This window comes from Candidatus Lokiarchaeota archaeon (assembly GCA_014730275.1).
Lineage (GTDB): Archaea > Asgardarchaeota > Thorarchaeia > Thorarchaeales > Thorarchaeaceae > WJIL01.
Genome location: WJIL01000108.1, coordinates 30,057 through 48,345, shown reverse-complemented (window position 1 = coordinate 48,345; position 18,289 = coordinate 30,057). Strand labels below are relative to the sequence as shown.

At 45.3% G+C, this 18,289-nt stretch carries 20 protein-coding genes; 10 read left to right on the top strand and 10 right to left on the bottom strand.

Annotated features, from left to right (window positions below; genetic code table 11):
- Nucleotides 1-41 precede the first annotated feature (41 nt).
- Nucleotides 42-356: a hypothetical protein gene (locus GF309_12370; GenBank protein MBD3159579.1), complete on the bottom strand. Its 315-nt coding sequence runs from the start codon at nt 354-356 to the stop codon at nt 42-44.
- A gap of 190 nt (nt 357-546) precedes the next feature.
- On the opposite strand from GF309_12370, the gene GF309_12365 reads away from it, so the two are divergent.
- Nucleotides 547-927 (top strand): hypothetical protein, encoded by a 381-nt coding sequence (locus GF309_12365; GenBank protein MBD3159578.1) that lies wholly within the window; start codon nt 547-549, stop codon nt 925-927.
- Between the two features lie 254 nt (nt 928-1,181).
- Nucleotides 1,182-1,382 carry a hypothetical protein gene (locus GF309_12360; protein ID MBD3159577.1) on the top strand — a complete coding sequence of 67 codons (201 nt, stop codon included), beginning with the start codon at nt 1,182-1,184 and terminating at the stop codon, nt 1,380-1,382.
- Between the two features lie 45 nt (nt 1,383-1,427).
- On the opposite strand, the gene GF309_12355 is transcribed toward GF309_12360, so the two are convergent.
- The 3 genes from GF309_12355 to GF309_12345 form a co-directional block, all read right to left on the bottom strand.
- Nucleotides 1,428-2,189, bottom strand: coding sequence for a hypothetical protein (locus GF309_12355; GenBank protein MBD3159576.1), 762 nt, complete (start codon nt 2,187-2,189; stop codon nt 1,428-1,430).
- A 465-nt stretch (nt 2,190-2,654) separates the two neighbouring features.
- On the bottom strand, nt 2,655-3,461 hold the full coding sequence (locus GF309_12350) for a methyltransferase domain-containing protein (GenBank protein ID MBD3159575.1): 807 nt from the start codon (nt 3,459-3,461) through the stop codon (nt 2,655-2,657).
- A gap of 124 nt (nt 3,462-3,585) precedes the next feature.
- Nucleotides 3,586-3,873, bottom strand: a complete 288-nt coding sequence (locus GF309_12345) for a hypothetical protein (GenBank protein MBD3159574.1) — start codon at nt 3,871-3,873, stop codon at nt 3,586-3,588.
- A gap of 145 nt (nt 3,874-4,018) precedes the next feature.
- On the opposite strand from GF309_12345, the gene GF309_12340 reads away from it, so the two are divergent.
- A complete protein-coding gene (locus tag GF309_12340) occupies nt 4,019-5,380 on the top strand; it encodes an MFS transporter (protein MBD3159573.1) in 1,362 nt (453 codons plus the stop codon).
- A gap of 30 nt (nt 5,381-5,410) precedes the next feature.
- On the opposite strand, the gene GF309_12335 is transcribed toward GF309_12340, so the two are convergent.
- A complete protein-coding gene (locus GF309_12335; protein ID MBD3159572.1) occupies nt 5,411-6,532 on the bottom strand; it encodes an MFS transporter in 1,122 nt (373 codons plus the stop codon).
- 112 nt (nt 6,533-6,644) lie between these two features.
- Between GF309_12335 and GF309_12330 the strand changes: the two genes are divergently transcribed.
- Nucleotides 6,645-7,046, top strand: coding sequence for a hypothetical protein (locus GF309_12330; protein ID MBD3159571.1), 402 nt, complete (start codon nt 6,645-6,647; stop codon nt 7,044-7,046).
- A gap of 124 nt (nt 7,047-7,170) precedes the next feature.
- On the opposite strand, the gene GF309_12325 is transcribed toward GF309_12330, so the two are convergent.
- Entirely contained in the window at nt 7,171-9,261 is a 2,091-nt protein-coding gene (locus tag GF309_12325; protein ID MBD3159570.1) for a S8 family serine peptidase, read from the bottom strand.
- 177 nt (nt 9,262-9,438) lie between these two features.
- Between GF309_12325 and GF309_12320 the strand changes: the two genes are divergently transcribed.
- Together GF309_12320 and GF309_12315 are read left to right on the top strand one after the other, a co-directional pair.
- A complete protein-coding gene (locus GF309_12320; GenBank protein ID MBD3159569.1) occupies nt 9,439-9,942 on the top strand; it encodes a hypothetical protein in 504 nt (167 codons plus the stop codon).
- 38 nt (nt 9,943-9,980) lie between these two features.
- Nucleotides 9,981-11,219 (top strand): hypothetical protein, encoded by a 1,239-nt coding sequence (locus GF309_12315; protein ID MBD3159568.1) that lies wholly within the window; start codon nt 9,981-9,983, stop codon nt 11,217-11,219.
- Between the two features lie 42 nt (nt 11,220-11,261).
- Here GF309_12315 and GF309_12310 read toward each other — a convergent pair whose 3' ends face one another.
- Entirely contained in the window at nt 11,262-12,305 is a 1,044-nt protein-coding gene (locus GF309_12310; protein ID MBD3159567.1) for a M20/M25/M40 family metallo-hydrolase, read from the bottom strand.
- 184 nt (nt 12,306-12,489) lie between these two features.
- Between GF309_12310 and GF309_12305 the strand changes: the two genes are divergently transcribed.
- Together GF309_12305 and GF309_12300 are read left to right on the top strand one after the other, a co-directional pair.
- Nucleotides 12,490-12,999, top strand: a complete 510-nt coding sequence (locus GF309_12305) for an endonuclease (protein MBD3159566.1) — start codon at nt 12,490-12,492, stop codon at nt 12,997-12,999.
- 119 nt (nt 13,000-13,118) lie between these two features.
- On the top strand, nt 13,119-13,574 hold the full coding sequence (locus GF309_12300) for a hypothetical protein (GenBank protein MBD3159565.1): 456 nt from the start codon (nt 13,119-13,121) through the stop codon (nt 13,572-13,574).
- 74 nt (nt 13,575-13,648) lie between these two features.
- Here GF309_12300 and GF309_12295 read toward each other — a convergent pair whose 3' ends face one another.
- Nucleotides 13,649-14,653: an aldo/keto reductase gene (locus GF309_12295; GenBank protein MBD3159564.1), complete on the bottom strand. Its 1,005-nt coding sequence runs from the start codon at nt 14,651-14,653 to the stop codon at nt 13,649-13,651.
- 86 nt (nt 14,654-14,739) lie between these two features.
- On the opposite strand from GF309_12295, the gene msrB reads away from it, so the two are divergent.
- Nucleotides 14,740-15,123, top strand: coding sequence for a peptide-methionine (R)-S-oxide reductase MsrB (msrB, locus tag GF309_12290; GenBank protein ID MBD3159563.1), 384 nt, complete (start codon nt 14,740-14,742; stop codon nt 15,121-15,123).
- A 63-nt stretch (nt 15,124-15,186) separates the two neighbouring features.
- A complete protein-coding gene (locus tag GF309_12285; GenBank protein MBD3159562.1) occupies nt 15,187-15,585 on the top strand; it encodes a hypothetical protein in 399 nt (132 codons plus the stop codon).
- Between the two features lies 1 nt (nt 15,586).
- Here GF309_12285 and GF309_12280 read toward each other — a convergent pair whose 3' ends face one another.
- Nucleotides 15,587-16,669: a hypothetical protein gene (locus GF309_12280; protein MBD3159561.1), complete on the bottom strand. Its 1,083-nt coding sequence runs from the start codon at nt 16,667-16,669 to the stop codon at nt 15,587-15,589.
- Between the two features lie 99 nt (nt 16,670-16,768).
- Nucleotides 16,769-17,593, bottom strand: a complete 825-nt coding sequence (locus GF309_12275) for a hypothetical protein (protein ID MBD3159560.1) — start codon at nt 17,591-17,593, stop codon at nt 16,769-16,771.
- Nucleotides 17,594-18,289: the final 696 nt, after the last annotated feature.

Here is an 18,289-nt window from a genome sequence, read left to right as displayed (position 1 = left end):
CCATCCCTGTGTCTTCATATGATAACCAATTGAGATTTCGTCTATTCTTCCTTCAGGCTCTCAAAAGCTTCGATGATTTCATCAGGCTCCATACTTGGGATGAGCAGCGTTTTATCTCTTGAACGCTGTCCTGCTACCAGTGAGATATCCCCTGAAGATATGCCTAGAACCTTGGATACTCGTTTCAGCAGTTCCTTGTTGGCTTTGCCACGTCTTGCTGATGACTTGAGATTAAGCTGTATCGTGTTTTTGGTCATTTCTTCAAGTAGATTACGTTTCCCAGACCTTGGTTTCACGAACACACGCAAGAACGTTCCAGCATCGGCCTGCCAAATGACTTCTTTGCTTACAGACATGGGGATTACTCTCCAGTATGTGTGGCTTGCAGGGCGAATAACAAGTCTTTGGGTAGCTATCACACCATCGGTGGTCCTTTCCACTAACAATGTAGACTTCTGAGTCCTCTTGCGTGCAAGAATTGAGGTTATCAAGAATTTCTTTAAATGGACTTGTGCTCCTACAATTCAAGTACGGGTGAACAATACAATGTCAGATCCTGTAATGGAAGCATATACACAGGCCTATGAAGACAGCGGCGAAATGGTTCAAGCTTTTGGAGTCATCTCTGAAAGCGGCGAAGTATTGTGGCAGAGCGACAACTGGGACCTTCAGAATGACGCTCAAAGCCTGATTTCTGCCGTGAAGAATGAAGCAACAAGTGTGAAGCAGAATGAGGTTAAATACAGCACGATACGCACAACTCCAGAAAGTTTGGTAGCGAGAAACGTTCAGGGTAATGGTACTCTCGTGCTTGCCAAGATAGAAGACGGCAAGTGGGCAGTAGCATGGGCAGCCAAGGATGCTGCACCTGACGGAATCTATGTAGACGTCGATCGCGCAGCCAAGTCATTGAAAGGCAAGGTATAGTCCTTCAGGCAGCAGCCGATAGGACAGTACTTTGACAACCGCGAATACTATGCCGTGCCATATCCACCTAAAAGGAGAGTATATCACTGAGCAGTATCGAAAATTCTTGGACTCTTCTTTATGAGAACAATCCCAAGATAGGTGCTTTTGCAGTTTTCAAAGATGGGCAGATCGTCTGGCAAACGAATAACTGGGATCTAGCCGAGGATACGGAGCAGCTGGCCAAAGCTTTTGTCAACGATGCTCCGGCAATCGTGGTAGGGGGGAAGCCCTACATACAAGTCGAGTGCAGCTCAGACTATTACATAGCATCGGCAAAGAAAAACGGTCATATTCTGATGCGCAAGGTTGAGAGCGGAACATGGCTTATTGCCTGGGCACAGACTGATTCAGAACCCGAGCTTGCGATTATCGATCTAGCAAGGACCGCCCTTACTCTTAAGGGTCAAATCTAATTTGCTACATCCATCTTTTCCGCCTGATGTAGCTTCTTCTGTAGTTTACTCTTGAGACTCTTTTCCAAATACTAGATCATGCATGTTCCGTTGGAGCTTCACCCATTCTTCATCGCCAAAAGCATACAATCTTAGCAGCCACATCCAGGTGTCTATGACCTCTTTGTCGGCTACATCACCGCTGATTCTTTCAGCCATTTCTGGCCTTGCTTTATTGATTGTGTCTTCAGCGCTAACAAGTAACTCCACCAGCTTTTCCTTATCTTCCTCAGATAAGCCCAAGTCAAATACCCGAGAAAGTAGCTTAACATGTTTCTCGTTTCGTTCTCGTACCTCTTTCTGACCCGTTACGATTCTGCCTCTAGTAAGAACGAAGCTTCGTGCAGTTCGTCTATAATAGTCGGTGGTTCTGTCGCCTGTTTCCACGGTACCATACTTTATTACAAAATTCGCTTCGATTAATTTGGGCAGATGGTAGTAGGCTTGGTTTTTGGTCACCTTGTTGAATTGTTCATTTTCCTCGCTAACCTTCACGATTTCGGTTACAGACATGATGTTACGTCTGACCTCTTTCTTGCGTATGATGGTTTCGTTGTTTTCCTCATTGAACTCTCGTGTGGTTTGCGTGTCTTGGATTCCTTGCCTGAGAATCTTGACTATCTCTAATCTCACCGGGTCATCAAGCAATTCGGCACGACTTGCTTCCTTGACAAATTCGAGTTCCTTCTGGGCTTTCTTGCCCTCTGGAGTCAGCTCGATACCTTCGAGACTGTCGGTTTCTTCTGTAAATGTAATCTCATGCGCCAAGGCTAGTACCTCTTTTCCCATTGTGTTTTATGTAGAATTCCATTTTAAAGTTTAACGTTTAAACCTTTTACTTTTTTCTTAGGAATAGTTTGCAAAGCAAACCTTTATATGCTTTTGAGTTTGTACTATATACAGAGAAATAGTTTGCTTAACAAACTAATATGGTGAAAAAAGATGGCTGTAGAACGAAATTCGAAGAAAGGAATACTCGGTGTGAACAACAGGAAGAAAGTTGAGAGAGCAGATGCGGTCTGCTATGCTTACATCTATCGTAGGTAGATGAGATGAAGCAAGCGACCCGCTTCTCTCCCTTTCCTATTATCACTTCAAACTGGATGATGATATTATGAATCACGAAGAATCACAGAATCAACCTGATCACAATCATGGCGACGATTTGACCCGTGAAGAAGTCCTGAGTTGGGAACCAACATAGGCTTCTCCTACATCCGGATGCTTACCGATTCATTTCTGCATCCGGATGGAGAACATCAAATCTCGCGCTATGTACTCTATCTCCGCGCTATCTACGTCGTTAGGTAGCGACTCTAGGGGAGGTCTATTGGCGAGTGGCTGAAGATCCTTCAATAGCCTTTCGCTACTCCCCTTATCTCTGATTTTTGGCGACATACCCCAATCAAGAATTACCGCTGAACCACTTGGGGCAACAAGGCGCAGCATTTCTTTCATGATGGTCTCCTTGCTTCTAAAGGTACTTAGTTGACCAATCTGAAAAACCAGATCAAACCATTCTGCAGGGTACGGCGCATGGGTTTCATTACCATGTACGCCTGTTACTGGTATATCCTGCTCGTAGATTTTGTGCATTGTATGATTCAACCTTTCTGCGCTTGAATCCATTGCATGCAGTTCGGGTGTACCCTCGAGGTTGTCTAACATATCTTGGAGTAGCAGGTAGCTCGTAAATCCTCCTGCAGACATCTCAAGAATACGAATACCGCTGTGATGAGGTATACATTCCCTCACAGGTTTCATGATATCCTCCAGGCTCAAGTTAAGTGAGTCTTTTTCCTTTAAGACCCCTCGAAGTATTTTTCCTCGTACATCTGTTTCTTTTCTGCGAATGAATTTCGGATGGTTGAGTGAAACGATTCCATCCTTAATTTGCCAGCAATGCCCATTATCACAGTAGAGTGTATTCTGGAGTATTCGGTTGGAGATATTTGATGTGTCTGAGAGATTCAACTTGCCTTGGCACTTTGGGCACCGCAAAGACGAGAGATGATTCAGTAGCACATTTGGTTTCCTCATGAAGTGATTTCATTACCGCATAGGAGAGATTCATGCATTCCATTTGAATATGATGAAGCCATAAACGTCGAGAAATCCCACTGAGTAATAGGATATGTTATCCTACCGTTCTGGATACCCCGTACTATGTCCAATCTTTCAGGATATCCTCGATTGCCAGTAGTTTTTCCGTTATTGTCCAGCCCTTCTCGGTTAGTGTCAAGTACGGGTTACCTTCTCCGCCTTTGAATCGGTAACATATCTCAGATCCTACAAGCTTATCTGCCACCTCTCCGAAGGGCATGCTGGTGCTATCGATTTCTTTCTCGACTTTCCCAGAAAGGTCGTGTTCAAATCGGTCTCCCCATGATAACTCCTTCAGTACAACCCAGACTGCTGGTCTGACAAAGAACGTAACATCCAATTCCATCATAACACAGGCAGAACCATTTGCCTAGCTCATATGAACCCGATGATAGGGCCCTTTGAAAATGGTGCATTCAATGTCAATGCTACTACCATGTGCATTCTTATACAGGGAAGCCATTTCTCACCTTGGCTTTCGTTGGTGAATTCTTTTGGCAACAGATGACGAGTCGAATAATACCGAAACAGCGAAGATGCCCGTGCAAGATTCGGCCTCCGAGGATACAGAGTCCTACGAGCCGGAGAAGATGCGCTGGCTGTATGTTCTGGCAATAGGTTTGGGTTTCTTTACGACAGGTATAAGCTGGAGTGTGTATAATAGCTACCTTCCTGCCGATTTCCTTCCTACATTCATCGTTGGTGATCTTCAAAACACGATTATCGGCGCTGTTATGGTCCTTGATAATGCAGTTGCTCTCTTCATGCAGCCATACATCGGCGCTAAGTCTGATGCTACTCAAACGAAATGGGGGCGAAGGATGCCGTATATCATGATTGGTGCACCGATCGCAGCAGCATTTTTCACACTCGTGGCATATGGCTGGGCAGTATTCGGCTTTTGGGCAATGTTCGCATTCATCACCTCTTTCAACATCGCAATGGCTTTCTACCGAGCACCGGTTGTGGCACTGATGCCTGATTTGGTACCTGAAGAACACCGGTCCAAAGCTAATGGCGTCATCAATCTGATGGGCGGGATTGGGGCCATCTACGCTTTCGCTGTGGCATCTCAGATTTACAAAATAAGTGATCCCGCTCTAGGTTCACTCCTTGGAGTAACAGCGGCTCAATCGGGTCCAGTCCTCGCTTTTCTGACAACATCAGTGATTATGGTTGTCTCTGTGATTATCCTCTTCTTCGTTGTTAAGGAACCAGAAGTTCCTCATGATGCACGTGATAAGATGGGTATCATCGAAGCTTTCCAGACCGTGTCTTTCTCGGAGGACAAGTCTGCAGCTGCATTGCTTGGCGCCATTCTGTTCTGGTTCTTCGGCTATAACGCTATTGAAACATGGTTTACCCGCTATGGCAAAGAAGTCCTCGGTTTTCTTACTGCCGACGCATCGTTCCTACTGAATGGGATTGCTTTGTCCTTTGTCATCTTCGCTGTTCCCGCAGGTTATATTGCAGGGAAAATTGGGCGAAGACGGACCATACTAGTGGGTCTATGTATCATGATTGCCTCACTCTTTGTGCTATGGTTTACAGTTGATTACTGGCTGATTCTTGGAATTCTAGGTGTAGCTGGGGTGGGTTGGGCTTTTGTTAATGTTAACAGTATCGTCATGATTTGGCAGCTTATAGGTCAGGAGAAAGTTGGTGCCGGAACTGGGCTGTACTATGCCAGCAGTATGACAGCTGCTATTGTTGGTCCATTCATAAGCGGAGTCATTTTCGATTTGACCTCCATAGCAGTGCTTTTCCCGCTTTCAATTACTTTCTTCGTCATCTCACTGATTCTCACCCTCATGGTCCGAACAGGTGAAGTCGGTGATGCCGCTATTGGAGAATGACACTCTTCACTGGAGTTGGAATGAATCGCGCTAGAAGCGGAAGCCCGTATCCGCGTAGCCGCTCTTAGCGGCATTCCGTTTTCTAACTCCATACGTGAATATGATGAATGCCACGAATGACATTATCATAGCATTGAGCAGTATGGGGGTATAGCTTGGCCAGACAAAATAGAGAATCGTTGCTATAATGGGGCCTATGACGCCTGAAATGGACATCATTGACTGAAGCAGTCCCGAAGCTGTGCTTTTCTCTTTATTTCGATCAGTGACATATCGAAGAGCCCCAACATACAGACATGCCCAGGAGAATCCAAGAAGAATCTGAGCAGGAATCATCTGAAGGATATTGGTTACCAAGGCGAACCAAGCAAATGTTATGGCAGACGCCAGAAGTCCCATTATAACTAGCTTCTCATATCCTATACGGTCCGTAATGGCGGCCATGAAAATTACCTGACTAATTGAATTGCTAGCTTGAACAATTCCAATCATGAAGAAGTCAGCACCCAAGTCGCTAAGAAGAAGAGGCCATAGGGTCCACACAGCGGAAGCACTGCTGTGGCGAATAAGAATTGCAAGATAGACCGGGAGGTTTTGCTTCAGTGTTTTCATTGGAAGCAAAGGGACGTCCATTTCATCGTGTTCTATTGGAGGCAGCTTCATTGAGGTGGCAAATGCCATCATGTAGAAAAGACTGGAAAGAGCAAATGCATAATAGATATTGAAGCCTGCAGCCAACCCGGCAAGCGCGGTTCCAAACCCCCATCCGAGCGCACCAAAGGTAGCGAATCTCCCCATTGCCATCTTGGATTCGTGAGCATACGCTGCCAGCGCTCCTGGATATATGCCAATACAGAAGCCGTTTAGCACTCTGATGATGAAAAGTGATTCTGGCGATGAAGCTATGAGAAGGAGAGCAAAGCTCAATGTAGAAAGCAGTAAGCCGATTCTTAGAACCACTCTGCGACCATGAATGTCGCCTGCTCGTCCGAAAACATAGCTTGAGACAAACATGGCAGCAGCATAGGAGCTTACCAGCAATGTTACGTAGAATTCGTTTGCTCCTAGGTAATCCCGTGCTAATATCGGGACATACGTGAAGGCAGAAAGGACCGCTGCTCCAGCCATAATCTGGATAGTCTCCGTCTTCACTGCCCGTCACCATTACACAAGCGAAGGCCATCTACTAATTAAGCGTGTGTATGCCCCACCAAAGGTTTTTCTCAGTATCTACTAATCTACATACACTTACCTGAACAGGTTGATGTACTGTATGGTCTCCCCAAAAGTGAAATTCGTTGCCATGACTATCGATGAACTAATCCTTGTGCCGCTAATACTCTTCCTTGTCTATTTCTTTGCTCGCGAATATCTATTCATTGTTACCGTACTCACCGTGGTTGGAGCTGGTATTTTCGTCTTGGTGAAGTTCTATCTGGTGTTTCCAACATTGTCCCAGGAACAGTCATATTCTCTTTACGATCTTTCTGGTGTTACTGGGAAAGTAACCAAAACAGTAACTCCCACGGAAGGAAAAGTCAAGGTGGGACAGGAAATCTGGGATGCCAGATGCGAAGAAGGAGAAATACCGATAGGAACCGAGGTTCAAATTGTGGCGAGAGAAAGCTTCCGGGTGAAAGTCGCTCCAACTGAATCTGAATGGTAACCTCGTTCAGTATCACCTCTATTTTTCCACATGGAAATGCTTCTCCAAAATACTAGCCGAACTAGACGTTTACAAAAAAGAAAAGGAACCCAAGGGATTTCCCTTGGGCTTCATGTCTGTTGAACTACGGTACTGTGAGACTCTCAGAAGTCTCTACATTTTGGGATTCAGCATAGGTGTAGCTTGTCTTGACAACATCAGTTACTGTTGATGTATAGGTGCCTGTCTCACTGCTCCCTGCCTCGTAGACAAAGGTCACCGTTCCATCCGTCCCTGTATCTCCACTGCTTGTAGCAGTTCCACCTCCAGGCAGGCTCATCTCAAGATAAACGGTTGCTCCCTCCAGGGGATCCCCATTCTGATCGTGTACGGTTACTTGAGTGTATACATCATAGCCGATTACCCAGTACCACCATGTGACTTCCTCGTACCACATATCTATGCTGGCAACATGCATGGAATTATCGCCATAAGTGGTTGCTGAGGCAGGGTCTGACTTCTCGCCTTCGTTACTTGAGGTATCGACAGCAGAAACCTCGTACGTGTAGGTGGTATCAGCAGAAAGCCCAGTATCTGTGTAGTAGTTGTTAGCAGTCTCTGCTATCTTCACACCATCACGGTAGACGTTGTAGTGATCGAGGTCTGATTCAGTATTCGCATCCCAGTTTAGCTCAATCTCGGTCTGTGAGATTGCGTCTGCTGTAAGACCTGTCACCTTGGCTGGTGGGGTCGTATCTGGAGGTTCAGTGTCAGTTGTTGCTGAGGCAGGGTCCGATTTCTCTCCTTCGTTGCCCGATGTGTCGACCGCTGATACTTCGTATGTGTATGTCGTTTCGGGTGATAGCCCTGTGTCACTGTACTGGGTATTTGCTGTTTCTGCAATCTTTAATCCATCACGATACACATTGTAATGCGAAAGATCATGCTCGGTATTAGCATCCCAACTTAGGTCGATTTGAGAGTGGGATACAGTGGTCGCTGTCAAACCTGTAACCTTAGCTGGTGGTGTGGTGTCTGAGGTACCTCCAGCATCGTCGACAGCCGCTTCTGCATCCACTTCACCATATCCAAAGTATTGGTCCCACCCACTGGATCCGAGATCTACGGCAGTAGTTTGTAGAATGTCTCTTACTTCTGGTGCAGTTAGGTCGGGATTAGCGTCACGAATCAAGGATACAACTCCTGCTACCATTGGACAGGCCATGGATGTTCCGCTCATTTGATCGTAGTTGTTGCTGTAGCCATACCACCAAGAAGTCAGCGTGACTCTATATGTTGGCATGGTAGAATAGATATCCACTCCTGGTGCCACAACTTCCTGCTCGGTACCATAGTTACTGAAACTGGCCAGCTCATGGTTGCTATCGATTGCTCCTACTGCTATTGCATTGGTGTAAGCTGCTGGATATGATACAGTCCCTTCTCCATCATTGCCTGATGCTGCGCAAACTACTATGTCTGCATTATATGCACGATTGATTGCGTCATTAAATGCATCATCGTAACTACCGCCGCCAAGACTCATAGAGATGACGTTCATGCCATTGTTTATCGCCCAGTCGATGCCTGCGATAATATCACTTGTATAGCCAGAGCCTTGATCATCAAGCACTCGTACAGCGTACAGAGATGTCATTGGAGCAACTCCAATCACCCCTTCGCCGTTGTCCTCCGCTGCGACTATTCCTGCACAGTGTGTTCCGTGGCCATTTCCATCCTTGGGATCGCTATCATCATCGACGTAGTCATAACCACCTGAATAGACATCGTCTAGGTCGGGATGTGTATAATCTATGCCAGTGTCAAGGATAGCTACCTTGATGCCGTTTCCTGCAACATTACCCGAAACGACATCTTTGGCGTCTTCTGCACCGCCCCAGACTCGTTCTGCTTCGACATCATCCACGCCCCAATCCAATGTGTCTTGGAAGAGGCTCATCTTCGAATCACGGACGATTGCATCAACATACCAGGCTGACTCGAGTGAACGAAAGAGCCAGAGTGGGAGTCGTGCTGATATCCCATTCAATCCTTCATATCGATGCTCGATTTCTACACCATGTAGATTGACATCGACTCCTGGTTCGAACAGGATGACCGCATCCACCATCTTCCCTCCGCCAAAAGTACCATTTAGCACGAGACTCGCGCTTGAAAAAAGTAGTAGTGGTACTATAATCGCAGAGAAGATTTTCAATTGTTTCTTTCTTCTCATAATAATCACCGCTGGCCCCTTTCTCTCCTAAAGGGACCTTGCAGGGGGAATTCAACCCCTGATAGCTTCGCACGTATAACAACCGATTATATAAATCATTCTGGAAAAATTGCATACACGAATCCCCACAACCCATATATACTTCTCTTGCAATCGTGGTAGAGAGAGTTTATAACCATGAAATCTCCAAGATGGCGTTCATGGTGGGGTTTGAAGAAAACAACAGTCATCATCGCAGTGATATTCTCATTGTGTGTAGTTATGGTCACCAGCCCTTCCGCAAGAGCAACTGAAACCCCTTCACAGGAGTCTATTGCAGAAATTGATGTTTCCATTGAAGATGCTTGTTATCTCGACTTGGACCTCGATTCCTTTGAAGATGATGTGTATGTTCTTCTGAGGTTTGATCTAGCAGATTTCGATTATTACGAATTTGCCTACATCATTACACTCGAACTGCCTTCGGGTATCGAGTATTCTTACCTTGTGTACGTTTGGGCTTGGATTGATGTTGTCTATACTAACAACCTCTTCTATAATCATGCAACAGAAAGCGGCAACTACACTGTTTACGTCGATGCTGCTATGGTAAATCCCGTCTTCACTATGGATTACGAGGAATATGTGTTCGATCCACCTGGAGGAAGTGAAGGAGGTAAACCGACCTTCGGTGTTCACTAACGCAAACTCTCCCCTTGGAATTGCGTTGACCGGTTTCTTTGATTATATACCGCCCCCGTCAAGAAGACGTGAATGAAATGGTTCTTTGGTCGAGTTATGGATTAGACCGCAAAGATTACCTCATCTTCCTGTGTCTGGAGCAGGATCCTTCACTGAGTAATGCGTCCATAAGCAGAGAAGTAAGTGAGACAGAACCAATTTCTTCGGAGTCGGTCAGAATACGAATCCAGAAAATGAAACAATCAGGTTTTCTGCGACCGAACCGCACAATCAGGGACCCCATTCTAGGAGATAGAACTCAAACGGAAGTGGAAGCCGTCTATGATCCGCACAAGATCGGTCTTCTGAGGCAACATGTACTCTTCAAGGACATTCCCAATCGCACCTCTCTCAATAAACTCAAAGCTGTCTGTGACTCTCATCCCTATACTCATTTCCGAACGCTTGGATACAGCAAGGGTGCCACCCTATATGCGCAGTTCGACATCCCCCCATCTACTGTCGATATTATGAGCGAGCTCTATAGCAATCTTAGGGAGCGTGGGTTATTTGCCCACCTTGACTACTTTGAGACTCAATTTCTGGCCACGCATGAGGCTGACTTCCATGAATGGAATCTAGTGGATAATAGATGGTCAGTCGAATACGGAACAAAATCTGGAAAAGGTAGCCGTCTTAGTAGAATCGAGGATTTGTGGGAGGAGTTTCAGACTTCACAGGAAGAAAAGAATCCAGAACAAACGTCTCCCGAGATGGCTTTCAGTCTGGATGAACTCGACATGACATTGCTACGGGAACTGACTATCAATGGAACACCGGCTATCAAGCCTCTTGCTCCAGTGTATCACAGAGACCCGTCGACCATCTCTCGTAGAATCAATCGGTTGAGAGAAACGGTTGCCGAAAATGATATGCTCTACTATGACCGATCAGTGTTTGATCTCACTTATCCTCAGCTTGTTGTGGGTGAATTCACAGAAGAAAACGAGTTAGATGCTGGCAGTCTTTACTGGTTCATTGAATCTGGAGGGCTTCCATTTGAATCGAAAGTTCTCATAGACGGGAATAGATTCATCTTGTTTGTTGTAACGCCCCCTTCACTATCTCCAGAAGTATCCGAGTTTATGTGGGAGCATACCAGCTACGTCAATGTCTATCAATTGCAACTTGATTCTTCATTCACTTACTACTTCTATCATAAGAACTACTTAGGTAATGGCAAGTGGAACACCAACAGAGACTACGTCTTGGGTGAACCACTATCATCTATATCCTAGGAAGAAAACACGCTCACTGAAGATTGAAAGTAATCCGAAGTCCTATTGCTGAGCATTCAGAAAGGCATGGATGAGCTGAAGTGTACTCTCAATATCCGTTGGATGCACAGTCTCGAAGCTACTGTGAGTGTATCTGCAAGGCACACCCAGTGCAGCTACCACCTCACCTTGGGAAGCGATTTGGAACCCATCTGTTGCATAATTGTGGAATACAGCCCTTTGCACTGGAAGCCCTTTTTTCTCTGCCGTTTCTAGGATTTTCCTATTGAGAGAATGAGAATAATGGATTTGACTGTCCTTGATAACCAATGATGGACCCTCCCCTAGAGAGACGCCAGATTCGCCATCGGTACCAGGATAGTCATCAGCAAGGCCCACATCAATTATGATGACTCCGTCAACGTCCAAATGATTAGCTACCGAAGCTGCCCCCTTTGCACCCAATTCCTCCATTACTGTAGAGATGAACGTTATAGTTGGATGCTTCTTGTGAGATGCTTTCTGTAGTCTTCCAAGAAGTTCGATCATGATTGCTAGGCCCACTCTATCGTCCATGGCCTTCCCGACCAGATGGTTCCCGATTTTTTCAACGCCTGCTGCATACAAGACTGGGTCACCAATTGCAATTCCCGCGTCATACACCTCTTCTGCCGAAGCCATTCCAATGTCAATGAATACATCGCCCCATTCGGGCAGGGATTTTTTACCCTCTTTTCCTGCTATGTGAGCGGTCTTTACACAGAAACAGCCTGGGACAAGACCCCCATCTTTCATTATTGTCACTCTTTGGCCGGGAAGAAGGCGCAAATCCGGCATGTGACTTTGTGTATTCCATTTGGCTTGAATGAACCCTTCATCGTTTACGTTACTCACCAAGAAACCTACTTCGTCTGCGTGAGCAACAATCGCGTAATGATGAGCTGTCCCCTTAATGGTTGCTTGAATGTTACCTATTTTGTCTCTTTCAACTTCAAGCCCATGCCGTTGGAAATGATCTGTCATCATGTCTTGGACGAGGTCCTCTCTCCCAACGGGTCCTGGAGTCTCACTTAGGGTTGCTATGAGCTCTGTGATATCATCTCTCATTGGTGTAGTCTTCCTTTGCGGTATTACATCTGATTACGGGATTCTAAGAGGTGTGATGTTTATTCTCGTTTTCCAATTATTGAATTGGTATACAAAAACAAGTTTTTGGATTTTCCTAAGACTGAATTATTCTTGTGTTCTATTCCTATCTTTCCCCTTTTTTGCTCAACAAATTGTATAGCTGGTGTATTTCAACACAATTACGGGTGCATATATTTCACCATTACTACTACATGGTATGGCATTATTGGACATTATTATTGGTCTTGGAGTTGGCTTACTCATTGCAGTTATTGTATATGCGGCTATGAAAGCAAGACTCCGACATCGTATTGAAATGGTCGAGGCCGAGTTTCGAAAGACATGGGCAGAGCAGGAATCAGACATACGAAAAGATGCTACCCGTCGCAGCAGGTATGTACTCAAAGGAAAAATCGCAGAGCATATGGTACCCATGCTAAGCGATGTCTTTCAGTATGATCCATCTGATGCTCGCTTCATTGGTGCTCCTATTGATTACCTCATTTTTGACGGTTATACCGCTGCAAAGGATCAAGGCTCTCCTTCACCGATTACCGTCATCTTGGCTGACATAAAAACAGGCAACGCTAGGCTGAACAAGACGGAACGCAAAATCAAAGAAGCTGTGGAAGCGGGAAGAGTCCGTTGGGAGACAATTCGGTTAGATTTGTAGATGGATATGAGATATTTTGGACTAATGGGTCATGGATTGCTCCTGTTTGCCGGGCAGATATCTTATTTGTAAATAGTTCTCTCAATCAAACCTGACTTGTCCTTTGGGAGAACCTGACGATGAAAATGAATCTGTTCGAATACAAACCCGGAAGAATCTATGGCGGATCCCTGCCTCAGGAACGGGATTTGATTCGCATCAGAGAGTCGGATATTGACGTTGTTGTTTCCTTAGAAACCGATTATCCTCTTCCAGATTTCGAAGGTTATGGACTTGAGCATTACGAGCTGCCTTTGCAGGAGTTTGGTATTCCCTCCGATGATAATGTTACTCGATTCATCAGATTGCTGAAGGATGCGTTCTCTCAAGGCAAGACTGTATTGGTTCATTGCTTCGCGGGCTGTGGTCGAACAGGGACGATGCTGGCATTAGCTGAGCTCTATCTTTTTGAAGAGGATACTGCCACGGGTGCAATGAAGAAAGTCCGATCTATCAGGCCATGTGCGATAGAAACCACTGGGCAGGAAAACGTTATTGCTCGGCACGCTTCCTCCCCATTGGAGACTATTGAATAACTGAATTACACCTACAAGTATGTGCAATTCTGCTACACGAGTTTTGTATCATCCTTGAACGAATTCATTTCTTATTAATAATACTGTGTCTCCTCTTCGTGGTAGATATTAGGCGTATAGGTCCTTGGCCATTCCGGCTTGTTATCGAGAACATCCTCTATCCTCTGAATCACATCGTTTGACAATTCAACACCTGATGCTCCAGTGTTTTCTGCTATATGCTCTGGTTTGGTAGCACCAATGATTGCCGCAGAAATCTCCGGCCTTCTGAGTATCCATGCTAACGCCAGCTGTGTCATTGTGATATCCATGGAATTGGCAATCTCTTCAAGTGTGTTCAATTTCGCGCGCCATTCGTCGGTAAGGTACTTGAGAAATCCCGGGGATCTATCTCCTCGACTACCTTCAGGTATGCCATCATTGTACTTGCCTGTGAGAATGCCTTGGTACAGTGGGGACCAGACAGTGAAGCCCATTCCAAGTCGATTTGCTACCGGCATGATTTCAGTTTCAATATGTCTGAAGAGCATGTTGTACATGGGCTGTTCGACGATGGGCGCATGTGCACCGAGTTCTCTGGCTGTAGCATGCACTCGTTCAAGCTGTGCAGCTGTCCAGACGGATGTGCCCCAGTAATGTATTCTCCCTTCTTTGATCAAATCATCAATAGCCATCACGGTTTCACGCAATGGCGTTTTCGGATCAAATCTGTGCATGTAGTAGATGTCAAGGTAATCTGTTCCTAGTCTCTCGAGCGTCCCATCAATTGCCTTCATGATGTTTTTTCTGCTCAATCCCCAGTCATTGACGTTCTGGCTCATTGGCCAGAAGACCTTGCTCGATATGACTAAATCATCTCTATCGACAGTCTCCTCTTCCAGCCACTCTCCGATGACTTCTTCAGCCCCACCTTTGGCATAGATTTCTGCAGTATCTATGAAATTGATATCATGGTCGATAGCTGCGGAAAGACATTTCTTTGCTCTATCCTTTTCCACTGTTTTGCCGTATGTGAGCCAAGATCCTAATCCGATTTCGCTTATTTTCAAACCACTATTTCCGACTTGTCTGTAATGCATCTTTCTCTCTTCCTCGATACAAACATATAAGATAGCTATAGTTAAGAGTTATGTGTTTTAAAGACAACGATATGTGAGATGATATCATGAAGAAAAGCGACAAGGAATGGAAGGAGATTCTAAGCAAGGAAGAGTATTATGTACTGAGAAAGGCGGACACAGAACCTGCCTTCAGCGGGGAGTATGTCAAGCATAAGGCCGACGGAACATACGTATGTGCGGCATGCGGCAATGAGTTATTCTCATCGGAGACCAAATTCAAATCTGGATCGGGGTGGCCAAGCTTCTGGGATAAGGTGTCTGAAAACAGCATTGAAACACGTCAAGACACTAGCCATGGGATGACTCGAACTGAGGTTCTGTGTGCCAAATGCGGTGGGCACCTGGGACATGTGTTCGAGGATGGTCCAGATCCAACTGGCTTGAGATACTGCATCAACTCGGTTGCACTAGACTTCGAGGAAGAATAGTAAGTAGCACATCTCTAGCTACGCCCAATGGGGTTTTATTGTGCCCTTTCATCTGGTTCTATCATGAACCGAGAAATGCACCAGAAAGTGATGTATACAATCGCAGCAATTTGGAACTGGGTTCTAGCCATTCTGTTCCTTGTTCTGCCTAGAATCGATATTGGCTACTTCGGGATATCCGGCAATGTAGTTCCGCCCACATTCTTGTGGTTCGACTGCTTCATGGGACTCGTGTTTGCGTTTGGAATCGGATTCTACTTGGTCAGTTTGAATCCTGAGAAGAATCGTGATTTGCTACTGATTGCCATTTTTGAGAAATGTTGGGTTTTTATCATAGGTCTATACTACTTCATTGCAGGAGAAGCATCAGTGTGGGTTCTTGCTGTGGTTACTGGGGACCTGCTGTTCGGATTGCTTTTTGCTGAGGATGTATTGGCAATGAGGAAATCAAGCTCGACCTGAATTATAGCAAATCAGATGGATCGACTCCTCTGGACATAGCCTTCTGTGTCATCCAGTCAATCATATTCTCTGGCGGGGATTTGCTTTTCCCTTCTCTTGAAATCAACGTCAAGGCGTCCTGGGGGCATTTCAACGCGCACACACCACATCCAATGCACCTGTTGCTCTCAAGTTGGCAAACACCATCTACAACCCTAAGAGCATCGAACTGACAACGTTCTACACACGTACCGCATCCGATACAGCGCTCTTGATTAACTGTGATGATGAAATCTGAATTGACGAAAGCGTGCGGTTGATTCGATATGGAAAGACCACGGAGGACATTACAGCAGCACGTGCAGCAATTGCAGATATAATAGTGGCCACTCTGCACATTCATGGAACAATGAACAAGACCTACTTCTTCTGCATCTCTAAGAATCTCGAGTGATTTCTCCATAGGAATAGACCGTGTTAACTCATCATCATCAAATGCATGCTCTTTATTGGGTGCTAGGGTCAAACAAACAGTTTCTGGGTATTTGCATCCATTTCCAAGAAGTCGCTGTTGTTTCTTGCATATACATTCCCTTAATCCCCACGAGCTCGAATTCCTAATCATCTGTTCTGCCTGCTGATATGGATATACCTCCAAATCTGGTTGAATCACTTTGTTAACTGGAATGACTTTGAAAATGGGTGGCTCGGTATCGAAAAGTCCTGCTCCTTGTGAATTCATGAAATAGTTCTCTGCAAGCTGGGCAAATTCTTCATCCATTCGGTCAAGTTGTTCTTCATAGATACCAACAGCAAACGGCATCAGGGCGTATTTCCTTCCTGTGCTGGAATTCCATGCACTTATCTGGCCTTTCTCTGCCATCGTCTCTAGAAGGGGTTCCAGCTCCTTGGCATCTCTTTCCAACCGACTCGCAAGCTCTTCCAGCTTTTCCCCTCGGAGTTTCATTTTGCTTGCAATGGCCGCCTCATCGCCTGAAAAAATCCATTTCAGTATCTCAATATGATCTCCGTTTTCTGTAGATGCAAAACCATTTGGAATTTTATTCAGAACTTCTGCTAATTGCTCCCAGGGATTATTCTCCAATTGGAATCACCCGGACCTATTCGTTACGAGCCCATATAATGTCTAGGTCGCACTTGAAACTGACAGTGGAAACCGCAGAATAGGTGAAGAAGCATGCTTTTAGCTCCGGAGGAGTTCCTTGACTTCCCTTATCCTATCTGCAGCTTCTACTCCTTTCTCCCAAATATCTTCGAAATGGCTGCATAGCACTTCCGCAAGTTCGGGCATGTTTATCCAGACAGTGTTTCTTCTTTCAATGAAAAGCACAACTTGCTTTTCATCAAAAACGGCAAATGAAAGCCCATCATAATCCAAATGCCGAATCTTGTCGCCTCTTGCAATCAAATCTTCGTATTCGTTCAGCTGCTCAACGCTCCACTGCTCCGTGACCGGTCGCAGAACTCGCATCGTCTTATCAGCTTCTAGTACATCTCTTGCAGCTTGGAGGATATCTTCTTCTGGTGGGGTCGGTGCAGCACTGACAACAATCATCTCTTCTTCTATTTCTCGCATGGCATTTGTGTACCTGGAGAGAAGTGCGTTATCTCTCCGTGTGACCCAGACACTTTCTTCTCTTGTGGCTCCCTTGCTTTCATCGTATAAATCTGTGAGCACCGAAGTCAAGCGATTCGCAGCTTTAGTTTTCTCTCTGATTCTTCTGTTCATTTTTTTCTTGTATTTTTTCAGTAGTGATTCAAGCCCAATGGTCGGATCAACAGCAGCGTACAGACGGGGTCTTCCTGGTTGTTCAACTAGCAAGCCTTTCCCCAGAAGGCCATTCAGAACATCATAGGTTCGAGGTCTCGGGATTCCTGATTTCTGATTCAGCCCTCGAGGTGAGAGAGGACCGTGTATGAGCAACGCAACATACGCTTTCGCTTCGTACGGCGTGAAATCCATCTCTTTCTCTAACGTTTCTATCAGCTTTGTTTCATTTGGAGCCATGAATTCCGATATCACATTCCCTCATTTAAGCATTATTACACGCATACTGTGTAACTATGACCACAATATTTAAGTCAAATATGTTACACATATATTGTGTAACAAATTCCAAACATGAGGATTACAAACCTTGCCGATGATGAGCATCTCTCTCAGTAATGGTCGCACTAAGCGAATACCAATTCAGAAACCTTCAAACGCAACCCTAGAAAAACTCAAAGGCGAAAATAGGTTTCAGCTTGAGCTTACAATTGAAGAGGAACCTCCAAGATTGCACGTTCATGCTAGAAGAGATTCGAGAAGAAAAAGAAACGAATATTCTTTTGCCACAAAGAATTATCTAGTACATCGGAATCAGATTGTAGTCATGGTTGCAGAACAGCCAATCATTTTCGAGTTTCCTTATCGATGAACAAAACCTTCTCTTTTCGGTATGGCACCTAAGACCCGAAACAACCCATCTTGGCGGAGATATTAAGGCATATGAATCACTAGGTCGTGATTTCAGCGAGCGTTACTAAAATGGATTTCGATGGATTGGGTACGCCCTGCTTATTGTATTGTGGATCATGCCGTTACTTCATGAACAATGAGTGCAAAGGATGTGGTACAGAAAGCAGAGAAGGCTGTACCATATACGAGTGCTGTGTTGAGAAAAAAAGCCTCAGATTCTGTTCAGAATGTGATGACTTTCCC